This is a genomic window from Streptomyces sp. NPDC052396 (assembly GCF_044593195.1).
Lineage (GTDB): Bacteria > Actinomycetota > Actinomycetes > Streptomycetales > Streptomycetaceae > Streptomyces.
Genome location: NZ_JBIUAW010000012.1, coordinates 123,969 through 149,837, shown reverse-complemented (window position 1 = coordinate 149,837; position 25,869 = coordinate 123,969). Strand labels below are relative to the sequence as shown.

The 25,869-nt window shown below is 70.3% G+C and carries 29 protein-coding genes and 2 pseudogenes; 15 read left to right on the top strand and 16 right to left on the bottom strand.

The window, feature by feature from the left end; translation table 11 throughout:
* The first annotated feature begins 6 nt into the window (after positions 1–6).
* From ACIHFE_RS27970 to ACIHFE_RS27955, 4 genes are read left to right on the top strand one after another with little or no spacing between them, the layout of a single operon-like run.
* Complete coding sequence (locus tag ACIHFE_RS27970) at positions 7–801, top strand: SDR family oxidoreductase (RefSeq protein ID WP_400110816.1); 795 nt, start codon at positions 7–9, stop codon at positions 799–801.
* A 17-nt stretch (positions 802–818) separates the two neighbouring features.
* Entirely contained in the window at positions 819–1,436 is a 618-nt protein-coding gene (locus ACIHFE_RS27965; protein ID WP_400110905.1) for a TetR/AcrR family transcriptional regulator, read from the top strand.
* 13 nt (positions 1,437–1,449) lie between these two features.
* Entirely contained in the window at positions 1,450–2,637 is a 1,188-nt protein-coding gene (locus ACIHFE_RS27960; RefSeq protein WP_400110815.1) for an acetyl-CoA C-acetyltransferase, read from the top strand.
* The gene (locus ACIHFE_RS27955) at positions 2,637–3,419 is read left to right on the top strand and encodes an aminotransferase class IV family protein (protein ID WP_400110903.1); all 783 of its coding nucleotides are present in this window, start codon (positions 2,637–2,639) and stop codon (positions 3,417–3,419) included. Before ACIHFE_RS27960 ends, ACIHFE_RS27955 begins: the two co-directional genes overlap by 1 nt.
* Positions 3,420–3,516: 97 nt before the next feature.
* Here the strand turns inward: ACIHFE_RS27955 and ACIHFE_RS27950 are convergent, their stop codons facing one another.
* From ACIHFE_RS27950 to ACIHFE_RS27940, 3 genes are all read right to left on the bottom strand, one after another.
* Positions 3,517–3,753 (bottom strand): hypothetical protein, encoded by a 237-nt coding sequence (locus ACIHFE_RS27950; RefSeq protein WP_400110813.1) that lies wholly within the window; start codon positions 3,751–3,753, stop codon positions 3,517–3,519.
* 370 nt (positions 3,754–4,123) lie between these two features.
* Positions 4,124–5,332: a helix-turn-helix domain-containing protein gene (locus ACIHFE_RS27945; protein ID WP_400110811.1), complete on the bottom strand. Its 1,209-nt coding sequence runs from the start codon at positions 5,330–5,332 to the stop codon at positions 4,124–4,126.
* 206 nt (positions 5,333–5,538) lie between these two features.
* On the bottom strand, positions 5,539–6,033 hold the full coding sequence (locus tag ACIHFE_RS27940; RefSeq protein WP_400110809.1) for a hypothetical protein: 495 nt from the start codon (positions 6,031–6,033) through the stop codon (positions 5,539–5,541).
* On the opposite strand from ACIHFE_RS27940, the gene ACIHFE_RS27935 reads away from it, so the two are divergent.
* Both ACIHFE_RS27935 and ACIHFE_RS27930 read left to right on the top strand, forming a co-directional pair.
* Positions 5,990–6,316, top strand: coding sequence for a PCC domain-containing protein (locus ACIHFE_RS27935; RefSeq protein ID WP_400110807.1), 327 nt, complete (start codon positions 5,990–5,992; stop codon positions 6,314–6,316). The genes ACIHFE_RS27940 and ACIHFE_RS27935 overlap by 44 nt on opposite strands.
* Before the next feature lie 160 nt (positions 6,317–6,476).
* Positions 6,477–7,199 (top strand): class I SAM-dependent methyltransferase, encoded by a 723-nt coding sequence (locus ACIHFE_RS27930; RefSeq protein WP_400110805.1) that lies wholly within the window; start codon positions 6,477–6,479, stop codon positions 7,197–7,199.
* Positions 7,200–7,347: 148 nt separating this feature from the next.
* On the opposite strand, the gene ACIHFE_RS27925 is transcribed toward ACIHFE_RS27930, so the two are convergent.
* From ACIHFE_RS27925 to ACIHFE_RS27905, 5 genes are read right to left on the bottom strand one after another with little or no spacing between them, the layout of a single operon-like run.
* A complete protein-coding gene (locus ACIHFE_RS27925; protein WP_400110804.1) occupies positions 7,348–8,181 on the bottom strand; it encodes a hypothetical protein in 834 nt (277 codons plus the stop codon).
* Positions 8,178–9,251, bottom strand: a complete 1,074-nt coding sequence (locus ACIHFE_RS27920) for an NAD(P)H-dependent flavin oxidoreductase (RefSeq protein WP_400110902.1) — start codon at positions 9,249–9,251, stop codon at positions 8,178–8,180. Before ACIHFE_RS27920 ends, ACIHFE_RS27925 begins: the two co-directional genes overlap by 4 nt.
* Before the next feature lie 11 nt (positions 9,252–9,262).
* Positions 9,263–9,964 (bottom strand): CoA-transferase subunit beta, encoded by a 702-nt coding sequence (locus tag ACIHFE_RS27915; RefSeq protein WP_400110802.1) that lies wholly within the window; start codon positions 9,962–9,964, stop codon positions 9,263–9,265.
* Positions 9,961–10,815 carry a CoA transferase subunit A gene (locus ACIHFE_RS27910; RefSeq protein WP_400110801.1) on the bottom strand — a complete coding sequence of 285 codons (855 nt, stop codon included), beginning with the start codon at positions 10,813–10,815 and terminating at the stop codon, positions 9,961–9,963. Before ACIHFE_RS27910 ends, ACIHFE_RS27915 begins: the two co-directional genes overlap by 4 nt.
* A complete protein-coding gene (locus ACIHFE_RS27905) occupies positions 10,812–11,570 on the bottom strand; it encodes an enoyl-CoA hydratase family protein (protein ID WP_400110799.1) in 759 nt (252 codons plus the stop codon). Before ACIHFE_RS27905 ends, ACIHFE_RS27910 begins: the two co-directional genes overlap by 4 nt.
* Before the next feature lie 88 nt (positions 11,571–11,658).
* Here ACIHFE_RS27905 and ACIHFE_RS27900 point away from each other — a divergent pair, with 88 nt between their 5' ends.
* A complete protein-coding gene (locus ACIHFE_RS27900; protein WP_400110797.1) occupies positions 11,659–12,417 on the top strand; it encodes an SDR family oxidoreductase in 759 nt (252 codons plus the stop codon).
* A gap of 1 nt (position 12,418) precedes the next feature.
* Positions 12,419–13,339 carry an SDR family oxidoreductase gene (locus ACIHFE_RS27895; RefSeq protein ID WP_400110795.1) on the top strand — a complete coding sequence of 307 codons (921 nt, stop codon included), beginning with the start codon at positions 12,419–12,421 and terminating at the stop codon, positions 13,337–13,339.
* A gap of 55 nt (positions 13,340–13,394) precedes the next feature.
* On the opposite strand, the pseudogene ACIHFE_RS27890 reads toward ACIHFE_RS27895, so the two are convergent.
* A pseudogene (locus tag ACIHFE_RS27890) lies at positions 13,395–13,568 on the bottom strand (SAM-dependent methyltransferase); the annotation flags it as partial.
* A 450-nt stretch (positions 13,569–14,018) separates the two neighbouring features.
* On the opposite strand from ACIHFE_RS27890, the gene ACIHFE_RS27885 reads away from it, so the two are divergent.
* Complete coding sequence (locus ACIHFE_RS27885; RefSeq protein WP_400110793.1) at positions 14,019–14,483, top strand: RICIN domain-containing protein; 465 nt, start codon at positions 14,019–14,021, stop codon at positions 14,481–14,483.
* Positions 14,484–14,712: 229 nt separating this feature from the next.
* Here the strand turns inward: ACIHFE_RS27885 and ACIHFE_RS27880 are convergent, their stop codons facing one another.
* From ACIHFE_RS27880 to ACIHFE_RS27870, 3 genes are read right to left on the bottom strand one after another with little or no spacing between them, the layout of a single operon-like run.
* Positions 14,713–15,573: an ABC transporter permease gene (locus ACIHFE_RS27880; RefSeq protein WP_400110791.1), complete on the bottom strand. Its 861-nt coding sequence runs from the start codon at positions 15,571–15,573 to the stop codon at positions 14,713–14,715.
* A complete protein-coding gene (locus tag ACIHFE_RS27875; RefSeq protein ID WP_400110789.1) occupies positions 15,570–18,278 on the bottom strand; it encodes an alpha/beta fold hydrolase in 2,709 nt (902 codons plus the stop codon). Before ACIHFE_RS27875 ends, ACIHFE_RS27880 begins: the two co-directional genes overlap by 4 nt.
* A gap of 53 nt (positions 18,279–18,331) precedes the next feature.
* A complete protein-coding gene (locus ACIHFE_RS27870) occupies positions 18,332–18,871 on the bottom strand; it encodes a DUF1697 domain-containing protein (protein WP_400110787.1) in 540 nt (179 codons plus the stop codon).
* A 68-nt stretch (positions 18,872–18,939) separates the two neighbouring features.
* On the opposite strand from ACIHFE_RS27870, the gene ACIHFE_RS27865 reads away from it, so the two are divergent.
* The 3 genes from ACIHFE_RS27865 to ACIHFE_RS27855 are packed head-to-tail and all read left to right on the top strand — an operon-like array spanning position 18,940 to position 21,220.
* Entirely contained in the window at positions 18,940–20,013 is a 1,074-nt protein-coding gene (locus ACIHFE_RS27865) for an alpha/beta hydrolase (RefSeq protein WP_400110785.1), read from the top strand.
* Positions 20,014–20,066: 53 nt separating this feature from the next.
* On the top strand, positions 20,067–20,762 hold the full coding sequence (locus tag ACIHFE_RS27860; protein WP_400110783.1) for a Clp protease N-terminal domain-containing protein: 696 nt from the start codon (positions 20,067–20,069) through the stop codon (positions 20,760–20,762).
* Positions 20,759–21,220: a GNAT family N-acetyltransferase gene (locus ACIHFE_RS27855; protein ID WP_400110781.1), complete on the top strand. Its 462-nt coding sequence runs from the start codon at positions 20,759–20,761 to the stop codon at positions 21,218–21,220. Before ACIHFE_RS27860 ends, ACIHFE_RS27855 begins: the two co-directional genes overlap by 4 nt.
* Positions 21,221–21,291: 71 nt before the next feature.
* On the opposite strand, the gene ACIHFE_RS27850 is transcribed toward ACIHFE_RS27855, so the two are convergent.
* Positions 21,292–21,675 carry a tautomerase family protein gene (locus tag ACIHFE_RS27850; RefSeq protein ID WP_400110779.1) on the bottom strand — a complete coding sequence of 128 codons (384 nt, stop codon included), beginning with the start codon at positions 21,673–21,675 and terminating at the stop codon, positions 21,292–21,294.
* Between the two features lie 126 nt (positions 21,676–21,801).
* On the opposite strand from ACIHFE_RS27850, the gene ACIHFE_RS27845 reads away from it, so the two are divergent.
* Entirely contained in the window at positions 21,802–22,800 is a 999-nt protein-coding gene (locus ACIHFE_RS27845) for a zinc-dependent alcohol dehydrogenase family protein (RefSeq protein WP_400110778.1), read from the top strand.
* Here ACIHFE_RS27845 and ACIHFE_RS27840 read toward each other — a convergent pair.
* Both ACIHFE_RS27840 and ACIHFE_RS27835 read right to left on the bottom strand, forming a co-directional pair.
* On the bottom strand, positions 22,784–23,017 hold the full coding sequence (locus tag ACIHFE_RS27840) for a carboxymuconolactone decarboxylase family protein (protein WP_400110901.1): 234 nt from the start codon (positions 23,015–23,017) through the stop codon (positions 22,784–22,786). The genes ACIHFE_RS27845 and ACIHFE_RS27840 overlap by 17 nt on opposite strands.
* Before the next feature lie 59 nt (positions 23,018–23,076).
* Entirely contained in the window at positions 23,077–24,324 is a 1,248-nt protein-coding gene (locus ACIHFE_RS27835; protein WP_400110776.1) for an RNA-guided endonuclease InsQ/TnpB family protein, read from the bottom strand.
* A gap of 28 nt (positions 24,325–24,352) precedes the next feature.
* Here ACIHFE_RS27835 and tnpA point away from each other — a divergent pair.
* A pseudogene (gene tnpA, locus ACIHFE_RS27830) lies at positions 24,353–24,762 on the top strand (IS200/IS605 family transposase); the annotation flags it as partial.
* A gap of 74 nt (positions 24,763–24,836) precedes the next feature.
* Here tnpA and ACIHFE_RS27825 read toward each other — a convergent pair.
* Positions 24,837–25,025, bottom strand: coding sequence for a hypothetical protein (locus ACIHFE_RS27825; protein WP_400110774.1), 189 nt, complete (start codon positions 25,023–25,025; stop codon positions 24,837–24,839).
* A gap of 99 nt (positions 25,026–25,124) precedes the next feature.
* Between ACIHFE_RS27825 and ACIHFE_RS27820 the strand changes: the two genes are divergently transcribed.
* Positions 25,125–25,688: a CGNR zinc finger domain-containing protein gene (locus tag ACIHFE_RS27820; protein WP_400110772.1), complete on the top strand. Its 564-nt coding sequence runs from the start codon at positions 25,125–25,127 to the stop codon at positions 25,686–25,688.
* The last annotated feature ends 181 nt before the right edge of the window (positions 25,689–25,869 follow it).

Here is a 25,869-nt window from a genome sequence, read left to right as displayed (position 1 = left end):
GCCATCATGAGCAGCGTCGAGCAGGCGCCCCCCTATCTCCCGGGCCATCAGCTGCTGTTGGGCCGCAGCGCGGTCATCACCGCCGCCGCCGGAACCGGCATCGGCGGCGCGACCGCCCGCCGTTTCCTGGAGGAAGGTGCCCGGGTCGTCCTCGGAGATGTGCACACCCGCCGGCTGGCGGAGGCGGTGACCACACTGGCCGGGGAGTTCGGCGACGACCGGGTGGCCGGACTGCCCTGCGACGTACGCCGCGAGGGCGCCGTCGGCGCCCTGCTGGACCTGGCCGGGGACCGGCACGGCAGGCTGGACGTCCTGGTCAACAACGCCGGACTGGGCGGCACTTCGGAGCTCACCGAGATGACCGACGCCCAGTGGGAGGAGGTCATCGGCATCACCCTGACCGGCACCTTCCGCTGCACCAGGGCCGCGCTGCGGCGGATGCGGGCCGGCGGCGCCGGCGGCGTGATCGTCAACAACGCCTCGGTGCTGGGCTGGCGGGCCCAGCGCGGCCAGGCGCACTACGCGGCCGCCAAGGCCGGGGTGATGGCGCTGACCCGCTGCGCGGCGGTGGAGGCGGCCGCCTATGGGGTGCGGGTCAACGCGGTGGCGCCCAGCCTGGCCGTCCATCCGCACCTGGCCAAGGTCACCACCCCCGGCCTGCTGGCCGAACTCACCGCCCGCGAGGCCTTCGGACGGTCCGCCGAGCCCTGGGAGGTGGCCAACGTGATCGTCTTCCTGGCCAGCGGCTACTCCTCGTATATGACCGGGGAGACGGTCTCGGTCAGCAGCCAGCACGCGTGACCGACGACAATGACACCGTGCCGACCAGCAAAAAGACCGAAACCGCCGCCAGTGCGCCCGGGCGCCGCCGTGAGCTCCTTGCCACCGCCGCCGAGGTGTTCGCCGCCCAGGGCTACCGCGCCACCACCGTGCGCCGGATCGCCGATGAGGCGGGCATGCTCGCGGGCAGCCTCTACTACCACTTCGACTCCAAGGAGTCGATGCTGGACGAGATCCTGGCCACCTTTCTGGGCGAGCTGTGGGCCGGGTACGAGACGGTGCTCGCCGCCCGCCTGGGGCCCCGGGAGACCATCGAGGCCCTGGTCACCGAGTCCTTCCGGCAGATCGACCGCCACCGGGCCGCGGTCGCCGTCTACCAGAAGGAGGCCCGGCACCTGGCGGACCTGCCCCGCTTCGGCTATCTCGCCGAATCCCAGGAGAAGTTCGAGCGGGTGTGGCTGGGCACCCTGGAACGCGGCGTCGCCCAGGGCGTGTTCCGCGCCGACCTCGACGCCCCGCTCGCCTACCGCTTCCTGCGCGACACGGTGTGGGTGGCGGCGTCCTGGTACCGGCCGGGCGGCCGGCTCGGCCCGGAGGAGATCGCCCGGCAGTACCTGTCCATGGTCCTGGACGGCATGGCCATACGAACCCAGTAGCTAGGAGCCCCTGATGGCCGAGGCATTCATCGTCGAAGCGGTACGCACCCCGGTGGGCCGCAAGGGCGGCGCACTGGCCGCCGTCCACCCGGCCGACCTGGGGGCGCACATCCTGCGCGCGCTGCTGGACCGCACCGGCATCGACCCCGCCGCCGTGGACGACGTGATCTTCGGTTGTCTGGACACGGTGGGCCCACAGGCCGGGGACATCGCCAGGACCAGCTGGCTGGCCGCCGGACTGCCGGAGTCGGTGCCCGGTGTCACCGTGGACCGGCAGTGCGGATCCTCCCAGCAGGCCGTCCACTTCGCGGCCCAGGCGGTGCTCTCCGGCACCCAGGACCTGGTGGTGGCCGGCGGGGTGCAGAACATGTCCATGGTCCCCATCGCCTATGCCGCCCGCCGGGCCGCCGAACCGCTGGGGCTGACCGAGGGACCCTACGCCGGCTCGGCCGGCTGGCGCGCCCGCTACGGCGACCGCCCGGTCAGCCAGTTCCACGGTGCCGAACTGATCGCCGGGCAATGGGGCATCTCCCGCCGGGAGATGGAGGAGTACGCCCTGCGCTCCCACCAGCGAGCGGTACGCGCCATCGACCAGGGACGCTTCCGGGCCGAGACCGTGCCCTACGGGGAACTCGCGGTGGACGAGGGCCCGCGACGGGACACCTCCCTGGAGCGGATGGCCGCACTCGCCCCGGTACTGCCCGGCGGACGGCTCACCGCCGCCGTCTCCTCACAGATCTCCGACGGCGCCGCGGCCGTCCTGATCGCCGGGGAACGCGCCATGGCCGAGCACGGGTTGACGCCCCGTGCCCGGATCCACCAGCTGGCGGTGCGCGGCGAGGACCCCATCCGGATGCTCACCGCACCCATCCCGGCTACGGCCCACGCCCTCAAACGGGCCGGGCTGACCATCGATGATATCGACCTGGTGGAGATCAATGAGGCATTCGCCCCGGTGGTGCTTGCCTGGCTCCGGGAGACCGGTGCCGACCCCGACCGGGTCAACGTCAACGGCGGGGCCATCGCACTCGGGCATCCGCTGGGAGCCACGGGGGCGCGGCTGCTGACCACGCTGCTGTATGAACTGGAGCGCGGGGGTGGCCGGTTTGGGATGCAGGTGATGTGTGAGGGGGGCGGGCAGGCCAATGTGACGATTGTGGAGCGGGTGTCCGTGCCCTCCACTGCCACACTGGCGAGGTGATGGAACTCAACGGACGTTCTGCCGATCCCGAGGCGCTCAAGGCCCTTGCCCTGACCAACTACGGTCACTTCACCACCTTGCGGGTGGAGGACGGGCGGGTGCGGGGGCTGGCGCTCCACCTGGAGCGCCTGGCCCGCGACTGCCGGGCCGTGTTCGGTGCCGAGCTGGACCTGGACCGGGTACGGGCCTGCCTCGCCCGGGCGGCGGGGGGCGGGGGCTCGATCGCGGTCCGGGTGACCGTCTTCGACCCCGGTCTGGATCTGGGGCATCCAGCGGGGCCGGCCGACCCGCATATCCTGGTCACCACCAGGCCGGCTGGTACCTTGCCGCTGCCCCCGCTGCGCGTCAAGACCGTGTCGTATGTCCGTGACGCCCCGGCCGTGAAGCACACCGGGCTCTTCGGCACGCTGCATGCGCGGCGGGCCGCGCAGTTGGCCGGTTTCGATGATGCGCTGTTCACGGGGCCCGGGGGGCTGGTGACCGAGGGCGGTACCTGGAATGTGGGGTTCGTGGACGCGGACGGGGCGGTGGTGTGGCCGGAGGCGGAGGTTCTGCCCGGGGTCACCATGGCGCTATTGCGGCGTCATCACCCTTGTGTCGAAGCCCCGTTGGAGGTCTCGGACCTGGGCACCATGCGGGCCGCCTTCGCCACCAATGCGGCTATCGGGGTGCGGGCGATCGCGGGTGTCGACGAGTTGGGGTTCGCCACGGATGATGTGGTGCTGGAGCAGCTGAGCGCGGCGTACGCCGCGGTGCCGGGGGAGGCGCTGGCGAACCTGTGAGGTAACGGTGCCGTGCTGTTTCCCTCTTGGCTCATCAGATGCCGGAGTCAAGGGATGAGCCCTGCCATGTGGCGGCAGGGCTCTTTGGCGGTGCCGGTCAATCGATCAGGTTGGCCGTCCAGTACCGGTGGACGATCTCGCGGTAGGTGCCGCCGTGTTCTTGGTTGCGTCCGCTGTGTGTGAACGCCCAGTTGCGGCAGTCCTCGAAGTCCGGGTACGTGCCGGATCGTTCACCGCAGCCCATGCACTCCATCTCGTACGAGATCAGTGGGTTGCCAGGGATCTTGGTTGACATGATGCGCCAACGGGCGAACCGGAACATGGTGCGGGTCATCGTCCCTCTCCTGCCCGCAAGTTGATGCCGTGGGCGGTGATGACGGCGTGGATGCCGTTGCGGGGCCTGAGCGGCGGCTGGCCGCATCCGCACTGCCGCTGCACGGGCCGCTGGGGGGCGGAGGCGGTGGGGGCGGTGTGTGGGGCCGGGGCGGGGTTGTTGGTGGCTTGGTGGGATTGCCTGGCTCGCCTGAGCCATTGGCGGATACGGTTGAGAATGTCGCGCTCCTTGTCAGCGTGGCCACGCCCCGGGACCGCTACCACGGTCGCCGGGGTCTGGGCTGTGGCCAGTTCGGCTTGCCCCCATAGCCTGCCGACGCCGGAAGGCTCCAGTGTTCCCGAACCGGGAACACTGGAGCCGTAACCATGGTCTACATGCCCACCCAGGAAGCGAGCGACGCGAGTCCCTGCGGCGCTCGACGCTGGCGGCGGACGAGCACAGCGATCGTCTCCCGCATGAGGGGGTGATACCGAGCTTGTTGCGGGGCAACTTCTCTTGCTCGATGCAGTGCCTTTTCTGCCGCTTCGGCCTTACCCATTTGTGAGTACGCTCGCGCCATCTCAATATGGTATCGACCGACGCGCATCTTGGGATGATCCGGCGGAAAGCGTAGTTCCTTTGCGGACTTCATGGCTGCCCCAAGCTTTCCAAGCTCCACTGCTGTGGCCACATCGTAATGGGTGACGTTTGTCAGGCCAAACGATGCCCAGTAAACACGGGGCACGTCGCGACCGATTTGCTTGGCAGCCTTGCGCGCCAACTCAAGATTTCCGCCCACTGCGTCCGAATCCTTTGCTTGTGCAGCGGCGATGGCTCCCGCCAGATGCAACGTTCCCGTTACCGCCAAAGCCGCAGTGGAGCCTGATTCGTCGCATTGCGACACCAGATGGTGTCCTCGGTCTAGTACTTTGAGTGCCATCTGATTGTTACCCCGACGTAGCAGCATGCTACTTCGCTTACTCAGCCTGATGGCCATAAGGAGTGGATCCTGAGCTTGTTCCGCCATCCACCCCATACGTTCAAGAGCAATTGCCGCTAGTTGGTGATACCCCAGACGGTAGGCGAATTCGTAAGCCACCCAGTAGCACCAGCTTAGGCACGCCGTCGCATCACGCCGGTCTGTGGAACGCTCGGGAGTCAAGCTCACAACCGTGTTCAACTCGCTCAACAAGCCAGGGAGTTTCACACCGACACCCTTGTACTCCGTTGCGCAAGCATTCGCACAGAGCTGTTCGACTTCGGAGGAAATTTCACTCATCGACCGTGGGGTGATATCCAGGTCCGGGCCCAGGTCGTACATGTCCAGAGCCTCTGCTAGGGGAGTGATCAGGCGGTCAAGCTTATCCTGTTGCATTTCCGAGAGGTAAGGCTGCCCATTGAGGACAGCCACGTCAACTTCCAGTACCCGGGCAACCGCAGCCACAATGGCAGGAGTTGCGGGGGTTAGCCCGGCCTCAACCTTGGCGATCGTGCCTCGGGCCACGTAGGCGCGTTGAGCCAGACCAGTTTGCGTAAGTTGACGTAGCTTACGGTAATCCGCGATCCGAGCGCCGATGTGGTCTTCCGCGTTGTGCGCCATACTGGACTCCGTTCTGACCTGGACACTCAGAACGGTACTCCTGATCGACATCAGCGGAACAGTCAACGGCCTCCAATCCGGGGGCCGTTGACTGCCCTATTAGAACGGGATCTCTGGGTCCCCAAGTGGAACTGGTACCACGTTCCCAGGATGGGCCCGGGGCCACGCTGGCCAGCTCACGCCCCCTCGGGTCCGCACGTCAGCCCTCAAGCGGCAGGAAGCCGCAACCCCATCGGATTGGTATCCGGCAACACCGTCGCACAGGCGACCGCCAACGGCCGCAGCAGCTCGGCGACTTCGCCCGCCGCCGAACCCCGCCAAGGCCGCTCCGCCGCCAAGCCCGTCGCGTCCTCGACGTAGGCCAGCAACCGCCGACCGGCGTCGGTCACGGTGCCATCCGTGGTCAACAGGCCCCGTTCCACGAGCCGTCGTGCCGCCGCGGCCCACTCCTCGTCCGTCCAGCCCTGGTTGAGCTGGAGCAGCGGGGGGTGTGTGGGGCCAGGGCGAGGACGGACCCTCCCTCTATGCCCACAAGAGCAACCTTTCTGGCGAGGCGGTTCTCCGATGAGGTGACAAACTCGAGAGATGCTGGCGCCCGCTGGTGCTCTGCTGTCATGCTCCGGGATATCAGTCCCCTCGTCGGCAAGGAGCAGTTTCGTGCATGTGATTGAGGTCAAGAACGCGGAGATGGTGGAAACCATTGCCCGCCGGGTCAAAGAACTTGGAATCACAAATGGCGCCATCGTGACGTTGATCGGCGCTGTAGATTCCTTCACGATCTCGACCATGCCCGCAAACGACGCATCAGCCGACGTGATCACGGACTATGCCCTACCCGCCGAATTGCATGGTGCGGGTGAAATCACGGATGGCGTGGTGCATATTCACGCCACCATGGCGGAGGGCGATCGGGGCCTAGCGGGTCACATGCATCGTGCAGAGGTTGGCCACTGGTTCGTGCGGGCGTACGTCCAATCCTGCTGAAGTGGCCTCAGATGGACGGGTTCCGGGACAAATTGAGGTCTTCGCCGAGCATTTTCATCTCCCCTGAGGTTCGCCAGGGCCTGGATGATTGATTCCAAGGGCTGAGGTGGGGCTGAAAGTCGGTGGTGTCCTGGTGGGAGCGAGTAGTGTCCGGGTTTTGATGACCGACTCCTGGGACACTATCGCTGACTGGTATGCGGGGCTGCTGCAGACCGGTTCCGCCATGCACGAGTTCAACTGCGACGTGCTGCTCAGGCTCCTGCCCGATGAGTTCGATGGGTGCCGCGTTCTCGATCTCGGCTGCGGGGAAGGCGTCATCGCCCGCGCAGTAGCCGCCCGTGGGGCCTCCGTCGCGGGCATCGACCTTTCACCGCGGATGATCGAACATGCCCGCGCGGCTGGGGCTGGCGGGCCCGGCACGGTGGCCTACGCGGTCGATGACGGGTGCGTGCTGAGCACGGTCGCCGCCGAGTCGGTCGATTGGGTGACCGCCGGGCTGTCCTTGAACAACGTGCCCGACCTCGATGCCGCGCTCGCGGCCGTACGGCGCGTGCTGACGGCACGGGGCTCGCTTGCCTTCACGGTCCCGCACCCGTGCTTCGAAGCACCGCACGCGGCCTGGACACAGGCCACCGACGGGCCGGTCCGACGGGTAGTCGGGGACTACCTTGCCGAAGGATTCTGGCGCTCGGACAACCCTGAAGGCGCCCGCCGGGCCGGCAACCAGCACCGGACGCTGTCCACGTACCTGACGGCTCTGGTCCGGCACGGGTTCACCCTGGAAACCGTCGCCGAGCCATCCCCGAGTGACCAAGTGATGGCCGTGCAACCCCACAGGGCGGGACTACCACCGTTCCTGGCCATTCGCGCCCGACGCGCTTGACCACGAACCGGTACCAACCACACTCGTCCCGTGCCAACGCAGAACAAGGGAGCCCAATGCTGGTGTGTTAAGGCTGACTTGGACTCCCTCGCTACTGCACTCTACGTGCAGGTAACAATCGCCACAAACGGGCAACGCCACGGCACCCTCAAGCGGAAGGAAGCCGCAACCCCATCGGATTGGGATCCGGCAACACCGCCGCACAGGCAACCCCCAACGGCCGCAGCAGCTCGGTGAGTTCCCCGGCGGCCGAGCCCTGCCAAAGCCGCCCCGCCGCCAAGTCCGTCGCATCCTCGACGTCCGCGAGCAACTCCCGCCCCGCGTCCGTCGCGGTACCGTTCACGCCCAGCAGCCCCCGTTCCACGAGCCGCCGCGCCGCCGCGTCCCACTCCTCGTCCGTCCACCCCCGGTTCGGCTGAAGCATCGGGCGCGGCACATCGATCCCGGCCCGCAGCACCAGCACCTCGCAGCCGTCCAGCCCGGCGGCGATCAGCGCCGCCACATGGCCGTCCCCACGGTGCTCCCGCAACAGCGTGGCCGCCTGCCACAGCCGGTCCAGCGGATCGACCGGCAGGCCCAGCGCCGCGTTGGCGGCGGCCAGCACCCGGCCTCCGCAGTCCAGTTCGCGGACCCGCTCACCCAGCAGGCCGGCGGCCTTCTCCACCTCCCGCTCCCGGCCGGCCAGCAGCCGGGCCAGGGTGGCCCGGGCGCCCAGCCGGCGGGCTTCCAGGGCCTGCCCGGGGGAGGTGATCTCCCAGACCGAGGGCAGCGCCCGGGCCACCATTCCGGGGGCGAAGCTCAGGAAGGAGGCCGTCACCGGCTCCGGGCCGACGGGGCCCAACGGCGCGGCGCGGCCCGCGAAGTACCCGCGCCAGAAGCCGCGCAGCCCCGCCTTCTCAAAGGCGTCCTTCGCCTCCGGCGCGAAGTAGGTGACCGCATGGATGGGTTCGAACAACTGCCATAGGGCGCGGGCGTCGCTCACGCGTATCTCCGATCGACGGATACGGACAAGGACGGCCAGCCTCGCAGAATTCCCGCCGCTTCCGCCACGATCCGTTCGATCAACTCCGCACAGGACGGCACATCCTGGATCACGGCGGCCACCTGACCGGCCGCCATCACCCCCAGATCGGTACGTCCCTCCACCATGGCCGCCCTCAGCAGCATCGGGGTGTTCGCCGCCAACAGCACCTGGGCCCAGCCCAGTTCCCGGGCCCGTCGCATGGCCAGGCCGTCGCGCAGCAACTCGCCCCAGCCCAGGCCGGAGACCCGGCGGAAGGCGGCCGCCTGCCGTACCGCCCGCCACCACGCCGAGGCGCGGCCGGCCCGTTCCAGGGAGGCGACATAGGGGGTGCGCAGCATCCGGTGCGGCAGCCCGTCCACTTTGCGGGTGACGATCACATCCCTGGCGCCGGCGGCCAGATAGGCGTCCTTCACCGGGGCGGGCACCGTGCTGTCGGCGGTGAGCAGGAAGCGGGTGCCCATGGCGATGCCGCAGGCCCCATAGGCCAGCGCGGCCACCAGGCCCCGGCCGTCATGGAAGCCGCCGGCCGCCACCACCGGGATGTCCACCGCGTCCACCACCTGGGGCAGCAGCACCGTGGTGGCCACCTCGCCGGTGTGCCCGCCGCCCTCGGCGCCCTGGACCAGTACCGCGTCCGCGCCCCAGGCGGCCACCTTCTCGGCATGCCGCCGGGCCCCCACCGTGGGAATGACGACCACCCCGGCGTCCCTGAGCCGGGCGATCAACTCCCTTGAGGGGGCGAGGCCGAAGGAGGCCACCCGTACCCCTTCGGCGATCAGAAGCCGGGCCCGTTCGCCCGCATCGCCCGCGTCCGCGCGCAGATTGACCCCGAAGGGCCGGTCGGTGCGCTCCTTCACCTCCCGGATGGCCGCCCGGAGCCGGGGCACGGACATGGTCGCCGAGCCCAGGACGCCCAGCCCGCCCGCCCTGGCCACCGCCGTCACCAGGCGGGGACCGGCCACCCAGCCCATTCCGGTCTGCACCACCGGGTGCCGCACCCCGGTCAGCCGGGTCAACGCGGTGTCCAGCACCGGTGTGTTCACCGCGCCACCTCCCGCTCGCGCAGCCCCGCCGGGTCCAGCACCTCGTGGATCAGGCGGAGTTCATCCTCGGTGGGCAGGCGGGTCTCCGGTATGCCGTCGGGCACGTCCAGCGGGAAGCCGGTGGCCGCCCGTACCCGCTCGGCGGTGACGCCCGGGTGCAGGGAACGGACCCGCATCGTCCGGTCCGGGGTGGCGAAGTCCAGTACCGCCAGGTCGGTCACCACCCGGCGGAGGTCCACCGCCCGCCCCCGGTCGTGGCCCACGCCGCACACCATGTCCACCCGCTCCACCAGCACCCTGGGTGAGTGTTGGGGGATCCAGTAACTAACCGTATGGTTGAGGGTGTTGACGGGCGCTCCGCGCACCCCGAGCAGCTGGCGCAGCGGGCGGCGGGCGTCGCCGATGCGGCTGATGTTCTGGTTGCCGTGGCGGTCCAGCTGGGCGGCGCCCATCATCACATGCCGCCGGCCGCCCATGGCCAGGGCCAGATGCCGGCGGTAGGGCAGCCAGCCCTCCACCGTGCCGTCCGCGGTGACCAGTAGCGACTCCCCGTCGGTCAGCAGCAGTTCGGGGGCGAAGGTCAGCCGGGCCAGCCGTGCTCCGAGGGCCGGGATCAGCCCCATCGGGGCGGCCAGGATCTCGCCGTCCCCGCGCCATGCCTCGGCGCAGGCCACCACACACACCTCGGCCCGGCTCATGCCGCACCTCGGCGGGTGGCCGCCACCGCTGCCCGGTAGTCCGCCTCGTCCCCGGTCAGCAGCCGGTCCAGCAGGTCACCGGAACGGGCCGCGCGCACATAGGCCGCTTGGAACGCCTCGTCGCGTTCATAGTCCGGCGCGCAGGAAGTGAAGTGCGCCCCGCCCGGCGCCGCTATGACCCCGGTGACACAGTGCCGCTGCACCAGCAGCGACTGCGGGCCGCCCGCGGCGGCGAACTCCTCGGTGTCCACACAGCGTTCACAGGACACATACGCCTCCCGGGCCGCCTCGCAGAACAGGTCGTCGAAGTAGGGGTCCGGCCCCAGGTACTGGGCGTTGCCCCGCCGGTCGGCCCGGTTGAGGTGGACCAGGGCCGCGTCCAGCGTCAGGGCCGGCACCGCCACCAGCTCCTCCGCGTCCTCGTACGGCGAGACCACCGTGCGCAGCGCGGGGTTGGCACGCATCACATCAGAGCCCAGCCCGGCCCGTACCGGCAGGAAGGGCAGCCGGTGCGCGGCCGCCGTCAGCCCCCACATCAGCATGGCCTCGTCCAGCTCGGTCAGCTCCAGGCGGCCCTGCTCCCGTGCGGCGCGGTAGTGCGGTTCCAGCGGAACGGAGTCCAGGGTGACAAAGGCGGTGACCAGCCGGCGGATCCGGCCGGCCGCCGCCAGCAGCCCCACCTCGGGGCCGCCGTAGGTGACCACGGTCAGGTCCCGGACGTCCGACCGCAGCAACGCCCTGACCAGCGCCATGGGTTTGCGACGGGCGCCCCAGCCGCCGATGCCCAGGGTCATCCCGCTGCGCAGCCGGGCCACGGCCTCATCGGCGGTCATCCTCTTGTCGGCGGTCATGGCGCATCCCCCTCGCGCTTCTCGATGAACGCCCGGCGGTGCCGGTCGCCCAGCCCCGCGAGGTTGGCCTCGAAGGTGAAGCCCTGCTCGTAGCGGTAGCTGCGGTGTACGTCCACCGGGTCGATGCCGTTGAGCGCGGCCTTGGCCAGCCGCAGCAGGGTGCCGTCCTTGGCGGCGATCTCCCGCGCCAGGGCCAGGGCGGCCGCGCCGAGTTGCTCCTCGGGCACCACCCGCCACACCGCGCCATGCCGCAGCAACTCCTGGGCGCTGATGGTGCGGGCGGTGAAGAAGAGGGTGCGCAGCAGATGTCCGGGCACCAGCCGGGCCAGATGGGTCGCGGCGCCCAGCGCCCCCCGGTCCAGCTCCGGCAGGCCGAAGGTGGCGCCCTCGGCGGCCACCACCGCGTCCGCGTTGCCGACCAGGCCGACACCGCCGCCCAGGCAGAAGCCCTGTACCGCCGCGACCACCGGGACCGCGCAGTCGTAGACCGCCGAAAACGCCTCCGCGCAGCCGTGGTTGACGGCCAGCAGGGCCCGATGGCCGTCGTCCCGCTGCAACTCCTTGAGATCCACACCCGCGTTGAAACCCCGGCCCGCCGCGGCGAGGACCGCACAGCGAATCTCCGGATCCGCGCCCGCCGCCCGGAGGCGCTCCGCCAGCGCGTACCAGCCCGCTGCCGGAAGGGCGTTGACGGGCGGATAGTCCACCGTGATCACGGCGATGCCCGGTTCGGGGTGTGCGAGGGAGACACCCATCGGGGAATCAGCTACCTTTCCACCAAACGTTTGTTAGGTGCTGTTGAGGTGACGGTAGCAGCGGAGCGGCCGTCGCGGGAGGTATCCGATGGACGGTGCGGTGGTGGTGGTCACCGGCGGAACGCGCGGGGTGGGCGCGGGCATCGCCAGGGCCTTTCTGCGGGCGGGCGCCCAGGTGGTGATCTGCGCCCGCCATCCGCCGCCCGAGCCGGTGGGTGCCGCCCGCTATCTGCCCGCCGATGTCCGCCGGCCGGCCGAGGTCCAGGCCCTGTTGGAGCAAGTGGCGGCCGAGTACGGCCGCCTGGACGTCCTGGTCAACAATGCCGGCGGCACGCCGTACCACCCGCTGGACGCCGCCCCGCCCGAGCGCCATGCCCGGATCCTGGAACTCAACCTCACCGCCCCCCTGTTGACCTCGATCGCCGCCCACCGGCTGATGTCCGCCCAGCCCGGCGGCGGTTCCATCCTGATGATCGGCAGCGTCAGCGGCTCCCGGCCCTCACCCGGCACGGCCGCATATGGCGCGGCCAAGGCGGGACTTGAGCACCTGGCCCGTTCCATGGCCGTGGAGTGGGCCCCGCTGGTACGGGTCAACACCCTGGTCCTGGGCATGGTGCGCACCGAAGCGGCGCAGACGCACTACGGGGGCCGGGCGGGCGTCGCGGCCGTCGCCCGCACCGTGCCGGCCGGGCGCCTGGCCGAGCCGGACGAGGTGGGCGAGGCGGCGGTCTTCCTGGCCTCCGAGCGGGCGGCCTATATCACCGGCGCCGGCCTGCTGCTGCACGGCGGCGGGGAACGCCCCGCGTTCCTGGCCGCCGCCAATGTCCCGCCGTCGACGGAGGGTTGAGATGAACGGAATCTGCGCCGGCCGGGTGGCCGTGGTCACCGGCGCCGGACGCGGCCTGGGCCGTACCCATGCGCTGGCCCTGGCCGCCGAGGGCGCCGCCGTGGTGGTCAACGACCTGGGCACCGGCCCCGGGGGCGAGGGCGGTTCGGCGGACCCGGCCCACCGGGTCGCCGCCGAGATACGGGACCGTGGCGGCCGGGCCGTGGCCCACACCGGCGACATCGCCACCGCCGAGGGCGCCGCCTCGCTGATCACCACCGCGCTGGACGCCTTCGGGCGCCTGGACGCCCTGGTCAACAACGCCGGGTTCGTCCGCGACCGGATGCTGGTCAACTTGGACCAGGAGGACTGGGACGCGGTGATCCGGGTCCACCTCAGAGGGCACTTCCTGCCGCTGCGGCAGGCCGCCGCATACTGGCGCGCCGAGGCCAAGGCGGGGCGGACGCCGGATGCCCGGGTGGTCAACACCACCTCCGGCGCGGGGCTTTCGGGCAGCGTGGGCCAGGCCAACTACGCGGCCGCCAAGGCCGGCATCGTGGGCCTCACCCTGGTCGCCGCCGCCGAACTCGCCCGCTATGGCGTCCAGGTCAATGCCATCGCCCCGGCCGCCCGGACCCGGATGACCGAGCAGGTCTTCGCCGGCTCGATGGCCGCCCCGCCGGACGGCACCTTTGACGCCATGGCCCCGGAGAACGTCTCCCCGCTGGTGGTCTGGCTGTGCGCGGCCGGCTCCGCCGGGGTCACCGGCCAGGTCCTGGAGGCCGACGGCGGCCGGATCGCGGTGATGGAGGGCTGGCACCCCGGCCCCATCTCCGACAAGGGCGACCGCTGGACCCCGGCGGAGGCGGGTGCGGAGGTACGGCGCCTGCTGGCGGGGGCGCGGGCGGCGCGGCCGGTTTATGGGGCCGGGGGTGCTCCATGACGCCCCACGGCGGGGCGGGCCTTCGTGGGCGCAGGCGAGTTGAACTCGACAGATGTCAACTCGGCTTGCGCCACACGGAGATGTGCTTCGTGGAGTCCTGGGTGAACGGCGCCCCGTCCCAGTCCGCGACCCGGCGTTCCGGCTCCAGCCCGGCGATCCGTGCCATCAGGTCGAGCTCCGCCGGCCAGGCGTACCGGTGCCGGGAGCTGCCGCGGCGGTAGCGGCCGTCGGCGTCGTAGCGGTCGGCGGTCGCACGGCTCCATATCTCACGGCTCGTCACGGGCAGCCACTCCGCCGGGCGCCGAAGGGCACTGCCGACGCATTTACCACCAGCGGCGACGGCACCCGGCTGATGCCTCCGGCCGGGAGCGGCGACGGGGCTGCTGCCCGGCCGGGTACTCGCCATCCGACGGATTACATGGATCCTTGAATTCAGAGCAGCGGCCGGCAATCGGTGCCGAGCCGCCGGCCTGCATCGGTCCGAATTGCCCGCGCCCGGCGTGCCGTTGAGGGAAAATCCACCTGCCGCAGGGGAATCGGATTTCTCAATTCCCTTTCCCGGCCTGTGGTGTTAATCACCTTGTCGGTGTGAAGTGGGCGCGGATAGCGTCTGACGCCGGATGCCGAAAAGTCGTCCAGCTCAACTGGTCTGTTGAAATCGCACATTGGGGGATTACACATGCGTATCAAGCGGATAGCTCAGGCGGTTGGCACCATGGCTCTCGCGCCGGCCCTGGTGCTGGGACTGTCCACGGCGGCGCACGCCGACGCGGATGTGCACTGGATCCACAAGATGGATGACAAGCCCCTGGGGGTGAGCTGGAAGAACAACCACCCGGACGACGTCACGATCGGTAGCCCCAGTTCGGATCGCTGGACCAGCTGGCACGACGTGGCCCAGAGCGACGGGAGCTGGCTCGAGAAGCACGTGGCGGATTCCAACTACTGCATGACGGCCTACTACGACCACGATGTGTACATGGAGCGCTGCAGCGGCAATAACTTCCAGCGCTGGGACGAGGTCGACACCGGCAACGGCTGGAAGCTGGTGAACCGCCAGACCCATGAATGCCTCGACAGCAACGGCAGTTCCGTCTATATGCATGAGTGCAACGACGGCAACAAGTATCAGCTCTGGTTCTGAACCGGCTTTCCGTACGCCGCGTCAGCGGCAACGGTAATTCAAGCGGTTGACAACGGCCAACTGAAATGACGTTGGCCGGGGCTGATATCAGCCGGGCCCGGGTGCCGAAAGGCTGACCCGCCTGGGCCCGTCGCCGGCCGGATCGCGCTTTACGCGGCGGAGCCGCCTGGCGCGGCCGCCCCGCGTCCTTTGGCGGCGGAGAACATCCCCGCCGCCAAAGGACCGCCGCTCAGGACACCACGTCCTTACCGCGGAAATGCCGGAACCCCAGCGCGAACAGCACCACCGCGTAACTGGCCGACACCGCCGCCCCCTTGACCATCCCGCCCCACTCCGCATGCGGCTGGAGGACGTCCGCCCAGGCGTACTGCCAGTGGGCGGGCAGGAAGTCGCGCCAGTGGCCCAGCGCGGTGACCGCGTCCAGGACATTGCCCACGATGGTCAGGCCCATCGCGCCGCCGACCGCCCCCAGCGGGGCGTCGGTCACCGTGGACAGCCAGAACGCCAGGGCCGCGGTGGCCAGTTGGCCGACCAGGACATAGCCGGTGATGGCCGCCAGCCGGGCGGCCGCCGTGCCGGCGGGCAGGGTGCCGCCGGTGGGGATGTGCAGCGGGCCCCAGCCGTAGGCGACCGTGCCGGCCGCCAGGGCCACCAGCGGCAGCAGGGCGACGGCCACCGCGCTGAAGGCCAGCGCCACCACCAGCTTGCTCAGCAGCAGCCGGGTGCGCGGCACCGGCGCGGCCAGCAGATAGCGCAGTGAGGACCAGCCGGCCTCCGCCGCCACCGTGTCACCGCAGAACAGCGCCACCGGCACCACCAGCACAAAGCCCGCCGAGACAAACAGCGCAGTGGCCGCGAAGTTCACCCCGGAGGCGGTGGCGGTGTCGATCAGCGACACCCGCCCGTCCCGCGCACCGTCATGCCCGCCGATGGCGAACGCGGCGATCAGGACAAAGGGCAGCACGGCCAGCACCGCCCCGACCACCAGGGTGCGCCGGCGCCGCAGCTGCCGGGCGGCCTCCACCCGCAGCGGAAGCGTGTGCCGGGCCCGGTAGCCGGGCGCGGACTCCGGAGCGGTGACGGTGCTCATGCCGAACCTCCGATCAGGGTCAGGAAGGCGTCCTCCAGCCTTCGGTGGGGACCCACACTGCACACCGGAACCTCCAACCGGACCAGTTCCGCCAGCAGTTCGGGCGGGCCGACGCCGTCCAGCCGGACCAGCAGGCCCGTCTCGGCCGGCACCGCCGAGCCCACGCCCGGGAGCGCGGCCACCTTCTCGGCCAGCACCTCGGACACCTCGCCCTGGATCCCCACCAGCAGGGTGTCCCCGGAACCGGTGATCTCCGCCACCGGACCCGCGGTCACCAGCCGGCCCCGGTCCATCACCACCAGATGCGTACAGCTCTGCTCGACCTCGGCCAGCAGATGGCTGGAGACGATCACGGTACGGCCGGCCGCCGCGTAACGGATCATCACCTCCCGCATCTCGCGGATCTGCGGCGGGTCCAGACCGTTGGTCGGCTCGTCCAGGATCAGCAGATCCGGCAGCCCCAGCATCGCCTGGGCGATCGCCAGCCGCTGCCGCATGCCCTGGGAGTAGGTGCGCACCGCACGGTCCAGCGCCGACCCCAGCCCGGCGATCTCCAGAGCCTCGTCCAGATGCGCGTCCTCGGCCGGGCGGCCGGTGGCCCGCCAGTACAGGTCCAGATTGGCCCGGCCCGACAGGTGCGGTAGAAAGCCCGAGCCCTCCACAAACGCCCCCACCCGGGAGAGCACCGGCGCGCCCGGCCGGATGGCATGCCCGAACACCCGGATCTCACCGCCGTCCGGACGGATCAGGCCCATCAGCATGCGCAGCGTGGTGGTCTTGCCCGCGCCATTGGGACCCAGCAGCCCCAGCACCTGGCCACGCCCCACCCGGAACGACAGATCCGCCACCGCGTACCGGTCGGCCGACTTGGCGTACCGCTTGGTCAGGCCGGTGATCTGCAAGGGGACTTCGGCCAGCGCGGGATCCGGCGCGGCCGGCGCGGCGGAGCGCCGCCGCCCGGTCAGCAGCAGTGCCGCCGCCACCGCCACCGCACCCAGCGGCATACCCCAGGTCCACCAGGGCAGCGCCGAGGAGCCGGTGCGTACCCCGGGCGCGGTCGGCACACTCAGCCCGCCGCCCGCCAAGGAGACGGTGTAGGTGGCCGGCTGGACCGGAGAGGCATAGCCCAGGTCGGTGGCGGAGAGCACCAGGCGCATCCGGTGCCCGGCCTCGAAGACATGGTCCACCGCGGGCAGCCGCAGCTCCACCTCCCGGCCGTCCTTGGCGTCGGACACCCGCACCGGGGCCACCAGCTGGGCGGGCAGCTGCTGCCGCCCGTCCGGGCCCACGTCATAGACCTTGGCGAACAGCACCGCCTCGCCGCTGTCCGAGGCCACCTTCACCCTGACCGCCGGCGCACCGGTGACCTGGACGCCCTCCTTGAGCGGGGCGGAGTCGAAGCGGGCGTACTGGCCCGGGAAGTCCAGGGACACCCCCAGGCCCAGGCCCGACAGCTGGGCAGCCCCGCCCAGCCCCGGCAGCGCGGAGACCGCGGGCGGCCCGGCGCCCGCCGGATTGGAAAACCGCTGCTCGCGGCCGGCCAGCGGGACGGGACGGGTGTCATGGCGCAGCCCCGGATAACTGTCGTCGCTCGCGCCGCGCAACTGCGGCTTGCCGGCGGTGGTGTCGATGCCGCCGGTCCGGCTCACCCGGAACACCGGGCCGGTGTCCGCGCCATGGTCGTCCTTGAGATAGCGGTCGAACCAGGCGCGGGTGCGCTGGGCGATCCGGTCCTGCTCGCCGTACCCGCTGTCATGGCCGCCGGCCACCCAGTCCACCGCCACCGGCGCGTGGTTGCCGGTGATGGCCCGGGCCGCCTGATCGGCCTGGTCCAGCGGGAAGAGCGAGTCGCTCTGCCCCTGCACGATCAGCGCCGGCACCCTGATCCGGCCGGCCACGGCGGACGGGCTGCGCTGCTCCAGGAGTTGACGGGCCTGGGCATCCGGCCGTCCGGCCACCGCCACCCGCTGGTACATCTCGCAGAGCACCGGCTCGAAGCGGCCGCAGCCGGTCCGGCCGCCGGCTGCGGTGGAGGTGGGGGCGGAGGTGGAGGTGGACGTGGAGCCGGTGGTGAAGAAGATGCCGGACCACAGCTTTTTGAAGACGTCGTTGGGGAAGAGCGAGTCCGCCAGGTTCCAGTAGGTGATCTGCGGGGCGATGGTGTCGACCCGCTTGTCGTACCCGGCCGCCAGCAGGGCCAGCGCGCCGCCGTAGGAGGCGCCCGCGATGCCGACCCGTGGGTCCCCGGCCTTGTCCAGCCGGACCTCGGGCCGCTTGGCCAGCCAGTCGATCAGCCGGCTGACATCGGCCACCTCGCCGTCCGGCGCGTTGAGCCCGATGCGGCCGGTGGAGGCGCCGAAACCGCGCGCCGACCAGGTCAGCACGGCGTAACCGTCCCGGGCCAGCTCCTCGGCCTGACCGCGGGTCTCCGCCTTGCTGCCGCCGAAGCCATGCCCCAGCAGCACGGCCGGACGGCGCCCGGAGTCACCGGCGGTGAAGAACGAGGTGTCGATGCGGACCGTGGCCTTGGAGCCCGGGCTCTCCGGCATGGTCAGGAACCGGTCCTCCCGGTGCACGGCCGGAGGGCCGGACGATGACGCGGCCACCCCCCAGGTGCCCGCGCCGGCCAGCACGGCGAGCGCGGCCACGGTGGCCGCCAGTCGCCCGCGCCCAGGGCGGCGCACGGTGATGCGGGGCAACTTCATGCGGGCAAGGGTAAGCCGCGCCGCCGGACGGCCCGGCGGCGCGGTCCCCCGGATCAGACTCCGGCCAGCTCGGCGAGCTTGCACACGGTGTTCCAGTTGCGCCCGGTGGCCACCTCCGCCAACGGCCGCCGGGCCAGCACCCGGGCCAGCCGGGAGTCCCCCAGACCGTCGGGGCAGAGCAGATACACCTCGCGCTCGCCCAGCACGAACACATCGGGGAGACAGGCCGCCGGATCGAGGCCGGCCACCGAGTCCCGCCGCACCGGACCGGACAGGAAGGTCACCACCAGCCGGCCGGGCTCGAACTCCCGGTCGGCGAAGGGATTGGCGTCGATGACCCGCCGCAGGTCCGCCGCCGCACGCACCACACAGCGCACCGGAAACCCGAGCCGGTCCGCCAACGCCCGCTCCAGAGCCTGCGAGAGCTCCTCCGCATCGGCGCCGGCATGGGTGAACACCGCGTTGCCGCTGTTGAGATGGGTACGCACGGCGGTACCACCGAGGCCGGTGAGCAGTTCGCGCAGGAGCTGCATGGGAACACGCCTCTTGCCGCCCACATTGATGCCGTGCAGCAGCGCCACATACGTTGTCACCGCCTCACCCTAATATGACCCAGGTCACCACAGATCGCCGCGGGTCACCGATCGAAGGGGCTGGTCATATGGCAGGCAGCGTGCCGCGCACCCCGCCGGCCGTACTGGCGCTGCTGCTCACGCTGCTGGTGGTGCCGGCCGCCGGCGGGGCGGGGACGGCACGGGCGGCGGACGGCGCGGCCCGGGTGGTGACGGAGGTGAAGATCAGCGAGCGGATCCTGGACCTCGCCGTCGCCGCCCCGGAGTTGGACGCCCCGGTGAAATGGGTGCGGCTGCTGGTGCCCAAGGGCTGGTCCAAGACCGCCGGGCGCACCTGGCCCACCCTGTGGCTGCTGCACGGCAGCGGCGGCAGCCATCTGGACTGGACCACCAAGACCCATGTGGAGCGGCTGACGGCCGGCCGGGAGGTCATGGTGGTGATGCCCGAGACCAGCGGCTGCGGCGGCTACAGCGACTGGTGGAACTTCGGCCGGGGCGGCGCCCCCGCCTGGGAGACCTATCTGCTGGGCGAGTTGCGCCCGTTGCTGGAGCGCGACTACCGGGCCGGCCCGCGCCGGGCCGTCGCCGGGCTCTCCATGGGCGGCCTGGGCGCGCTGAAGCTGGCCGCCGCGCACCCCGGCGTGTTCCGCGCGGTCGCCTCCTACAGCGGTGCGGCCAACCCGCTCTACAAGTCCCCGGACGGCGGCCTCAGCGGGCCGGACGCGGTCAAGCTCGCCGCCCTGAGCTGTCTGGCCGACTGGCGGCGCATCTGGGGCGAACCCGGCTATCCCTTTGACACCACCGATCCGGCGGACGTCCGCCAGCGCGCCCTGTGGGAGCGCAACAGCCCCCTGTACCAGGCCCGTCGGCTGGCGGGAACACCCCTGTACCTCTCCTATGGCGACGGCACCGACTCCGGCCCGGGCTGGGCATGGGGCGACCCCGCGCCCTCGCCGTCCCGCTGTGTGGACCCGCCTGTCCACGGCGGGGACGACCTCCTGGAGGCGGCCGTGCACGGAATGAACCGGCAACTGCGCGACCGGCTCTCCCAATTGGGCATTCCGGCCACCGTCTGTGCCTCCCGGGGCGCCCATGCCTGGTCGTACTGGGAGCGTGAACTGGTGGCATCCTTCCCGATGTTGATGCGTTCGCTGGGCGCCTGAACAGGTGTCAACTACAGGTTGACACCCCTCAACTGTCAACCTATGGTTGCCTCATGACCACTTCAGTGCGGCTCGACGATCTCATCGAGGCCATCAAGAAGGTTCATCCCGACGCCCTCGACCAACTCACCGACGCGGTACTGGCCGCGGAACACCTCGGTGAACTGGCCGACCATCTGATCGGCCACTTCGTGGACCAGGCCCGGCGCTCCGGAGCCTCCTGGACCGACATCGGCAAGAGCATGGGGGTCACCCGGCAGGCCGCCCAGAAGCGCTTTGTCCCCGGCGACATCGACCCGAGTCAGGGCTTCAGCCGCTTCACCCCCCGGGCCCGGAAGGTGGTGGCCGCCGCCCAGGAGGAGGCCCGCAACGCCGGCAACGACCTGACGATGCCAGGTCACTTGATCCTGGGCCTGCTGACCGCCCCCAAGGGGTTCGGTGCGGCGGCGATCACCGCGCAGGGCCTGTCGCTGGAGGCCGTCCGCCAGGCGGTCATCGGCCAGCTCCCGCCCGCGGCCGAGCGGGTACCCGCGCTGATCCCCTTTGACGGCGGGGCGAAGAAGGTGCTGGAGCTGACCTTCCGGGAGGCGCTGCGGATGGGGCACAACTATGTGGGCACCGAGCATCTCCTGCTGGCCCTGTTGGAGTTCGAGGACGGCGCCGGATTGCTCAGCGGCCTTGGTCTGACCAAGGAGGCCACCGAGGCCTTTGTCGTGCAAAAGCTGGCGGAGATCACGGCAGACGAATGATCCGGCTCGCTGAACCACGCGATCTTCCGGGCTTCCTGGGCCTGGCCGGGCAGGTGGAGCAGTGGTTCGGTCCCATGGTGGCGGACCCCGGATTCCGTGCCGCGGTGGAGAAGAACATCCACCGTGGCACGGCCCTGGTCGCCGCTACCGAGGCCGGCGCCGGACCGCTGGGCGCCCTGCTCTTCGGCGTCAAACCGCCTGTGTACCACGTGCATTGGCTGGTGGTGGCCGAGGAGCTGCGGGGCCGGGGCATCGGCCGGGCCCTGCTGGCCGACGCGGTGCACCGGTTCGTCCGCCCGCCCGGCACGGTCGAGGTGGTGACCTTCGGCGCGGACCACCCGGATGCCCGGGAGAGCGGTGCCCGGGTCTTCTATGAACGACTCGGCTTCACCCCGGCCGGACCGGAACCCCCGGGCCCCGAGGGCGGCTCCCGCCAGCGCTACCGAATGCCCTTGTAGCGGGGCGGGGTTGGGGGCGGTGCCAGGGCCATGTGCCCGGCACCGTCCCCTCGGCGCACCCGGGCGATGGCTCATAGGGCGTACTGCGCCAGCCCATAGCCGAACGACCAGTCAATGGACTCGTTCTCGGTCACCGTGATGAACACATTGCGCGGGTCGGTCCCCGCGTATTCCTGGGCGTACTCGGCGATCCGCCGGTACAGCGCCTTCTTCTGCGCGGCCGTGCGTCCCGAACGCATGGTGATGGCGATGACCACCAGGCCCTCGTCGCGCGGCACCCCCAGGTAATTGTCGTAGCACAGAGTGCTGTTGGTGCCGTCATGGCCGGCCAGCACCTGGAAGCGGTCGTTGGGCGGTGTGCCGATGGTCTCGGCGAAGGCGTCGTGGACGGCTCGGCCGAGGGCGTGGAGCCGGTCGCGGTCGGCCTTCAGTGCGTCAATGCGGACAAGTGGCATGGCGATAGGTCTCCTTTGCGGCGGCCGGATCGCGTACATACTAGTAGGTACAGAAGGCTTGCCGGAATGGACGACCGGACTCCGGGGTTGAGTGGATCATCACTCCCAAGGCGGAAGGACGGCGCGATGTCCAGAACGGTGTTGTTCCATGAGCTCGGCGGCCCCGAGGTGTTGCGGTTGGAGGATGTGGAAGTCGGGGACCCGGGGCCGGGCGAGGTGCGTATCCGGGTGGATGCCATCGGGCTGAACCGGGCCGAAGTCCTGTTCCGTTCCGGCCACTACATCGTGCCGGTCAAGCAATTCCCGGCCCGGCTGGGTACCGAGGCGGCCGGGGTGGTCGAGGCGGTCGGCGAGGGCGTCAGCGGGCTGCGGCCCGGGCAGCCGGTGAGCACCGTGCCCGGGTTCTCACAGGAGGAGTACGGGGTCTACGCCGAGCGGGCCATCGTGCCCGCGGCCTCGGTACTGCACCGTCCCGAAGGGCTGGGCGCGGTCGAGGGTGCGGCGGTGTGGATGCCCTATGTGACGGCCTATGGCGGCCTGGTGGAGGCCGGCGGGATGCGCGCGGGGGACACGGTGGTGCTCAACGCCGCGTCCAGCAGCGTGGGGTTGGCCGCTCTCCAGGTGGCCGAGCGGGTCGGCGCCAGAGCGATCGCCCTGACCCGCACCGCCGCCAAGAAGGAGGCGCTGCTGGAGCAGGGCGCGGCGGAGGTGATCGTCACCGAGTCGGAGAACATGGTCGAGCGGGTGCTGGACGCGACCGGCGGCCGCGGTGCCGAGCTGGTCTTCGACGCCGTCGCCGGGCCGGGGGTGACAGATCTGGCCAAGGTGGTCGCCGACGACGGCACGCTCCTGGTGTACGGCGCGCTCAGCGGTACGCCGACCCCCTATCCGGGGCTCGAACTCGGTATGCCCGCACTGAATATGCGCACCTACACCATGCTGGAGACGGCCAACCGGCCCGAGCGGCTGCGCCGGGCGGAGGCCTTTGTGGCCTCCGGGCTGCGTTCGGGCGCCTTGCGGCCCGTGGTGGACCGCACCTTCGAACTGGACGAGATCGTCGAGGCGCACCGCTACCTGGAGTCCAACGCCCAGGTGGGCAAGATCGTGGTCACGGTGTCTCACTGAGCGGTGCCCCATCGAGTGTTGCCCCATCGAGTGTTGCCTCGTCGAGCGCGCTCACCGCGACCCGCAGGCCGGCCAGTGCCTTGGGTACGCCGATATAGGGCGCCAGGTGCACAAAGCTCTCGATGACCTCCTGGTGGGTCATCCCGACCCGCAGCGCGGTCTTCACATGACCGGACAGCTGCGGGTCGACGCCGCCGACGGCGGTGAGCGCGGCCAGGTTGAGGAGCTGCCGGTCACGCAGGGAGAGGCCGTCGCGTTGTTGACATGCTCCCTGGCCTAAAGGCCAGGGATTCCGGCCTGGGTCGTCTGACCCTTCCTGGGGCTTCCTGCTTCACCGCGCTGTGCCGGGACTTTCGTCCTGGTCTTACCGGCGCTCTGCGAGGCGTTTAGGGTCTCCGCCCGTCCGGCGGCGACGATGCGGCGTCCTTCGAGGAGGACGTTGCGGGCTGCGTTGTGGTCGCGGTCGTGCACGGTGCCGCATGCGCTGCACGTCCACTCGCGGATGTGCAGGGGTTTGGGGCCGTCCCTAAATCCGCAGGCCGAGCAGATCTGCGAGGACGGGAAGGCCCGGCCCACTTTGGCGAAGGCGCGGCCGTGCTTGACCGCCTTGTACGCCAGCATCCGGACGAACGCGGACCATCCCGCGTCGTGCACGGACTTGGCGAGCCGGGTGCGGCCGAGGCCGGACACCGCGAGGTCCTCCACATACACCGCTTGGTTGTCGCGAATGATCTTCGTGGATTCCTTGTGGTGCCAGTCCCGGCGCCGGTCGGCCACCTTGGCGTGCTGGCGTGCGACCTTGATACGGGCCTTGGCCCGGTTCTTCGATCCCTGGGCCTTGCGGGACAACTCCCGTTGGAGGCGCTTGAGTTTCTTCTCGGCCCGGCGCAGGAAACGCGGGGCGCTGATCTTCGTCCCGTCGGAGAGGACCGCGAACGCGGACAGACCGAGGTCAATACCGGCCTCGGTGTCCAGCTCGGGGAGGATGTCTGCCTCGGTGTCCACGACGAAGCTGAGGAAGTACCGGCCACAGCTGTCCTTGGTGACGGTCAGGGACGTGGGCGCGGCCGGAAGCCGGCGGGACCACGTCACCTTGAGGTTGCCGACCTTGGCCACGTACACCGTGCCATCGTCCTGGACGGAGAAGGCGTTGGTGTTGAGGCGGATCGACTGCCGGGTGTCCTTCTTCGACTTGTAGCGGGGCGGACCGGCCTTGCGGCCCTGCCGCTTGCCCTTGAGGCTGTCGAAGAAGTTCTTGTAGGCGGCATCCAGGTCCCGCAGGGACTGTTGCAGGACGACCGCCGACACCTCGGCGAGCCAGGAGCGTTCGGCGGTGCGCTTGGCCTGGGTGATACGAAGCCGCGACAACTCGGCCGACGTCACATACGGCAGCCCTGCCGCGTGTGCTTCCTTCCGGTCGCGCAGGCAGTCGTTCCACACCACTCTGGCGCACCCGAACGCCTGGGCCAGCGCACGGCGCTGGCAAGCGTCCGGGTAGGCCCGGTAGTTGTAGCGCAGCTGCACACCCAGGATCCTATCCAGGGTTGGCGTCATGGGTGAGGAGAACGACTACAGGCGTGGAAGACACATGGTTTCAGCGATGCATGTGCACTTGGTCTTCATGACGAAGCACCGGCGCCAAATGTTCACCGATGAGAAACTGACGCGCTGCGAAGAGATCACGCGCAAGGTGTGCGAGGACTTCGAGGCGGAGCTGAAGGAGTTCAACGGCGAACGCGATCATGTCCACCTGCTGATCAACTACCCGCCGAAGGCTGCCGTCTCAAGCTGGTCAACAGCCTCAAGGGAATTTCCGCTCGCCGGATACGGCAGGAGTTCACCGGCCGGATCAACCGCGCCGTCATGCATGGGCACTTGTGGTCGCCCTCGTACTTCTCAGCCTCATGTGGCGGAGCGCCGTTGGCGATCGTCCGCCAGTACATCGAGCAGCAAAAGCGTCCGCTCCAGCCTGCGGGTCAGAGCAGTCTTGAGATGCGTTTCATCCCCGGCGTGAACGCCGGGGCTTTCACGCAAGATCACCGGTAAGTGCCGCCGAACAGCGCGGTGATGACCCAGTCGGCGAAGCCGGGGGCGATCCGCTCCAGGCCGGGAAGGGTGGTCTGCTGGGTGGCCTCGTCCTGGAGTACGTCCAGTAGCCGGTAGGCCTCTTCGCGGTCCAGCCGTGCCTGCGTCAGCTGCTCGGACAGGGGCTGGCATGTCGTCATGGCTCACTCCGCGAATTGTCGGCGGTCAAGGGGTGTAACGCCTTGGGCGTTACGTCATGACGATAGCTGAAGTAACGGCTGAGGCGTTACCCTTTTTCCATGGTCAAAGAAGATAAGTTCGCCTTCCGCTTCGACTGCGGTGCCACCTGGCTGAACTTCCTTGCCACTCAAGGCCGTACCTTCAGCGCGGCCCCGGTGGAGCGGCTGCCCACCCCCGGCCGGCTCGCCGAGTGGCTGGAGCGCTGCGAGCTGTCTCCGGTCCGGGCGCCGGACGAGAGGGAGCTGCGCCAGGCGCGGGAGCTGCGCGAGACCCTGCGCGCGCTGGCGCTGGCCACCGTCGCCGAGCAGCCACCGCCCCCGGACGCCGTCGCCGGGCTGGCCGCCTTCCTGGCTGGACACGACGATCCGGTCCGGCTGGCCTTGGACGGCCGGCTGCGCCGGGAGCCGCCGGCCACCACGGCACATGCCCTCGCCCGGATCGCCCGCCAGGCCGTGGACCAGCTGACCGGCTCCGACCGGCTGGCCCTGAAGAGCTGCCCGGAGGACGACTGCCGGGGTGTCTTCAGCGACCCGCCGGGCCGCCGCCGCTGGTGCCCGTCCCCGGCCTGCGCCAGCCGTGGCAGGGTGCGCGCTCTGCGTGCCCGCCGTAGCGCCGCGGAGTAGGAGTTGCCGGCGGGCCCGGCCCAGGGGGTAGACCGGGCCGCCGGGGGGTGTCCGAGGGGGAGTGGACTACCCGAACGGAACACGGGCGGGGCGATGAGGAGGGTGTCGCCCCTTGGTGTTCGTCCTCTTGGCGCAGACGCCACGTGCAGTAAACATATATACCGTCGAATATGCAAGGACA

What these genes read in the sequence shown, in the direction of transcription:
- ACIHFE_RS27930 (WP_400110805.1), top strand. Translation starts at nt 6,477, where the DNA reads ATGACCGACTCCTGGGACACTATCGCTGACTGGTATGCGGGGCTGCTG.
- ACIHFE_RS27960 (WP_400110815.1), top strand. Translation starts at nt 1,450, where the DNA reads ATGGCCGAGGCATTCATCGTCGAAGCGGTACGCACCCCGGTGGGCCGC.
- ACIHFE_RS27955 (WP_400110903.1), top strand. Translation starts at nt 2,637, where the DNA reads ATGGAACTCAACGGACGTTCTGCCGATCCCGAGGCGCTCAAGGCCCTT.
- ACIHFE_RS27845 (WP_400110778.1), top strand. Translation starts at nt 21,802, where the DNA reads ATGTCCAGAACGGTGTTGTTCCATGAGCTCGGCGGCCCCGAGGTGTTG.
- ACIHFE_RS27885 (WP_400110793.1), top strand. Translation starts at nt 14,019, where the DNA reads ATGCGTATCAAGCGGATAGCTCAGGCGGTTGGCACCATGGCTCTCGCG.
- ACIHFE_RS27875 (WP_400110789.1), bottom strand. Translation starts at nt 18,278, where the DNA reads ATGAAGTTGCCCCGCATCACCGTGCGCCGCCCTGGGCGCGGGCGACTG.
- ACIHFE_RS27915 (WP_400110802.1), bottom strand. Translation starts at nt 9,964, where the DNA reads ATGAGCCGGGCCGAGGTGTGTGTGGTGGCCTGCGCCGAGGCATGGCGC.
- ACIHFE_RS27880 (WP_400110791.1), bottom strand. Translation starts at nt 15,573, where the DNA reads ATGAGCACCGTCACCGCTCCGGAGTCCGCGCCCGGCTACCGGGCCCGG.
- ACIHFE_RS27910 (WP_400110801.1), bottom strand. Translation starts at nt 10,815, where the DNA reads ATGACCGCCGACAAGAGGATGACCGCCGATGAGGCCGTGGCCCGGCTG.
- ACIHFE_RS27970 (WP_400110816.1), top strand. Translation starts at nt 7, where the DNA reads ATGAGCAGCGTCGAGCAGGCGCCCCCCTATCTCCCGGGCCATCAGCTG.
- ACIHFE_RS27905 (WP_400110799.1), bottom strand. Translation starts at nt 11,570, where the DNA reads ATGGGTGTCTCCCTCGCACACCCCGAACCGGGCATCGCCGTGATCACG.
- ACIHFE_RS27895 (WP_400110795.1), top strand. Translation starts at nt 12,419, where the DNA reads ATGAACGGAATCTGCGCCGGCCGGGTGGCCGTGGTCACCGGCGCCGGA.
- ACIHFE_RS27860 (WP_400110783.1), top strand. Translation starts at nt 20,067, where the DNA reads ATGACCACTTCAGTGCGGCTCGACGATCTCATCGAGGCCATCAAGAAG.
- ACIHFE_RS27865 (WP_400110785.1), top strand. Translation starts at nt 18,940, where the DNA reads ATGGCAGGCAGCGTGCCGCGCACCCCGCCGGCCGTACTGGCGCTGCTG.
- ACIHFE_RS27950 (WP_400110813.1), bottom strand. Translation starts at nt 3,753, where the DNA reads ATGACCCGCACCATGTTCCGGTTCGCCCGTTGGCGCATCATGTCAACC.
- ACIHFE_RS27855 (WP_400110781.1), top strand. Translation starts at nt 20,759, where the DNA reads ATGATCCGGCTCGCTGAACCACGCGATCTTCCGGGCTTCCTGGGCCTG.
- ACIHFE_RS27850 (WP_400110779.1), bottom strand. Translation starts at nt 21,675, where the DNA reads ATGCCACTTGTCCGCATTGACGCACTGAAGGCCGACCGCGACCGGCTC.
- ACIHFE_RS27940 (WP_400110809.1), bottom strand. Translation starts at nt 6,033, where the DNA reads ATGGTTTCCACCATCTCCGCGTTCTTGACCTCAATCACATGCACGAAA.
- ACIHFE_RS27820 (WP_400110772.1), top strand. Translation starts at nt 25,125, where the DNA reads ATGGTCAAAGAAGATAAGTTCGCCTTCCGCTTCGACTGCGGTGCCACC.
- ACIHFE_RS27945 (WP_400110811.1), bottom strand. Translation starts at nt 5,332, where the DNA reads ATGGCGCACAACGCGGAAGACCACATCGGCGCTCGGATCGCGGATTAC.
- ACIHFE_RS27900 (WP_400110797.1), top strand. Translation starts at nt 11,659, where the DNA reads ATGGACGGTGCGGTGGTGGTGGTCACCGGCGGAACGCGCGGGGTGGGC.
- ACIHFE_RS27825 (WP_400110774.1), bottom strand. Translation starts at nt 25,025, where the DNA reads ATGACGACATGCCAGCCCCTGTCCGAGCAGCTGACGCAGGCACGGCTG.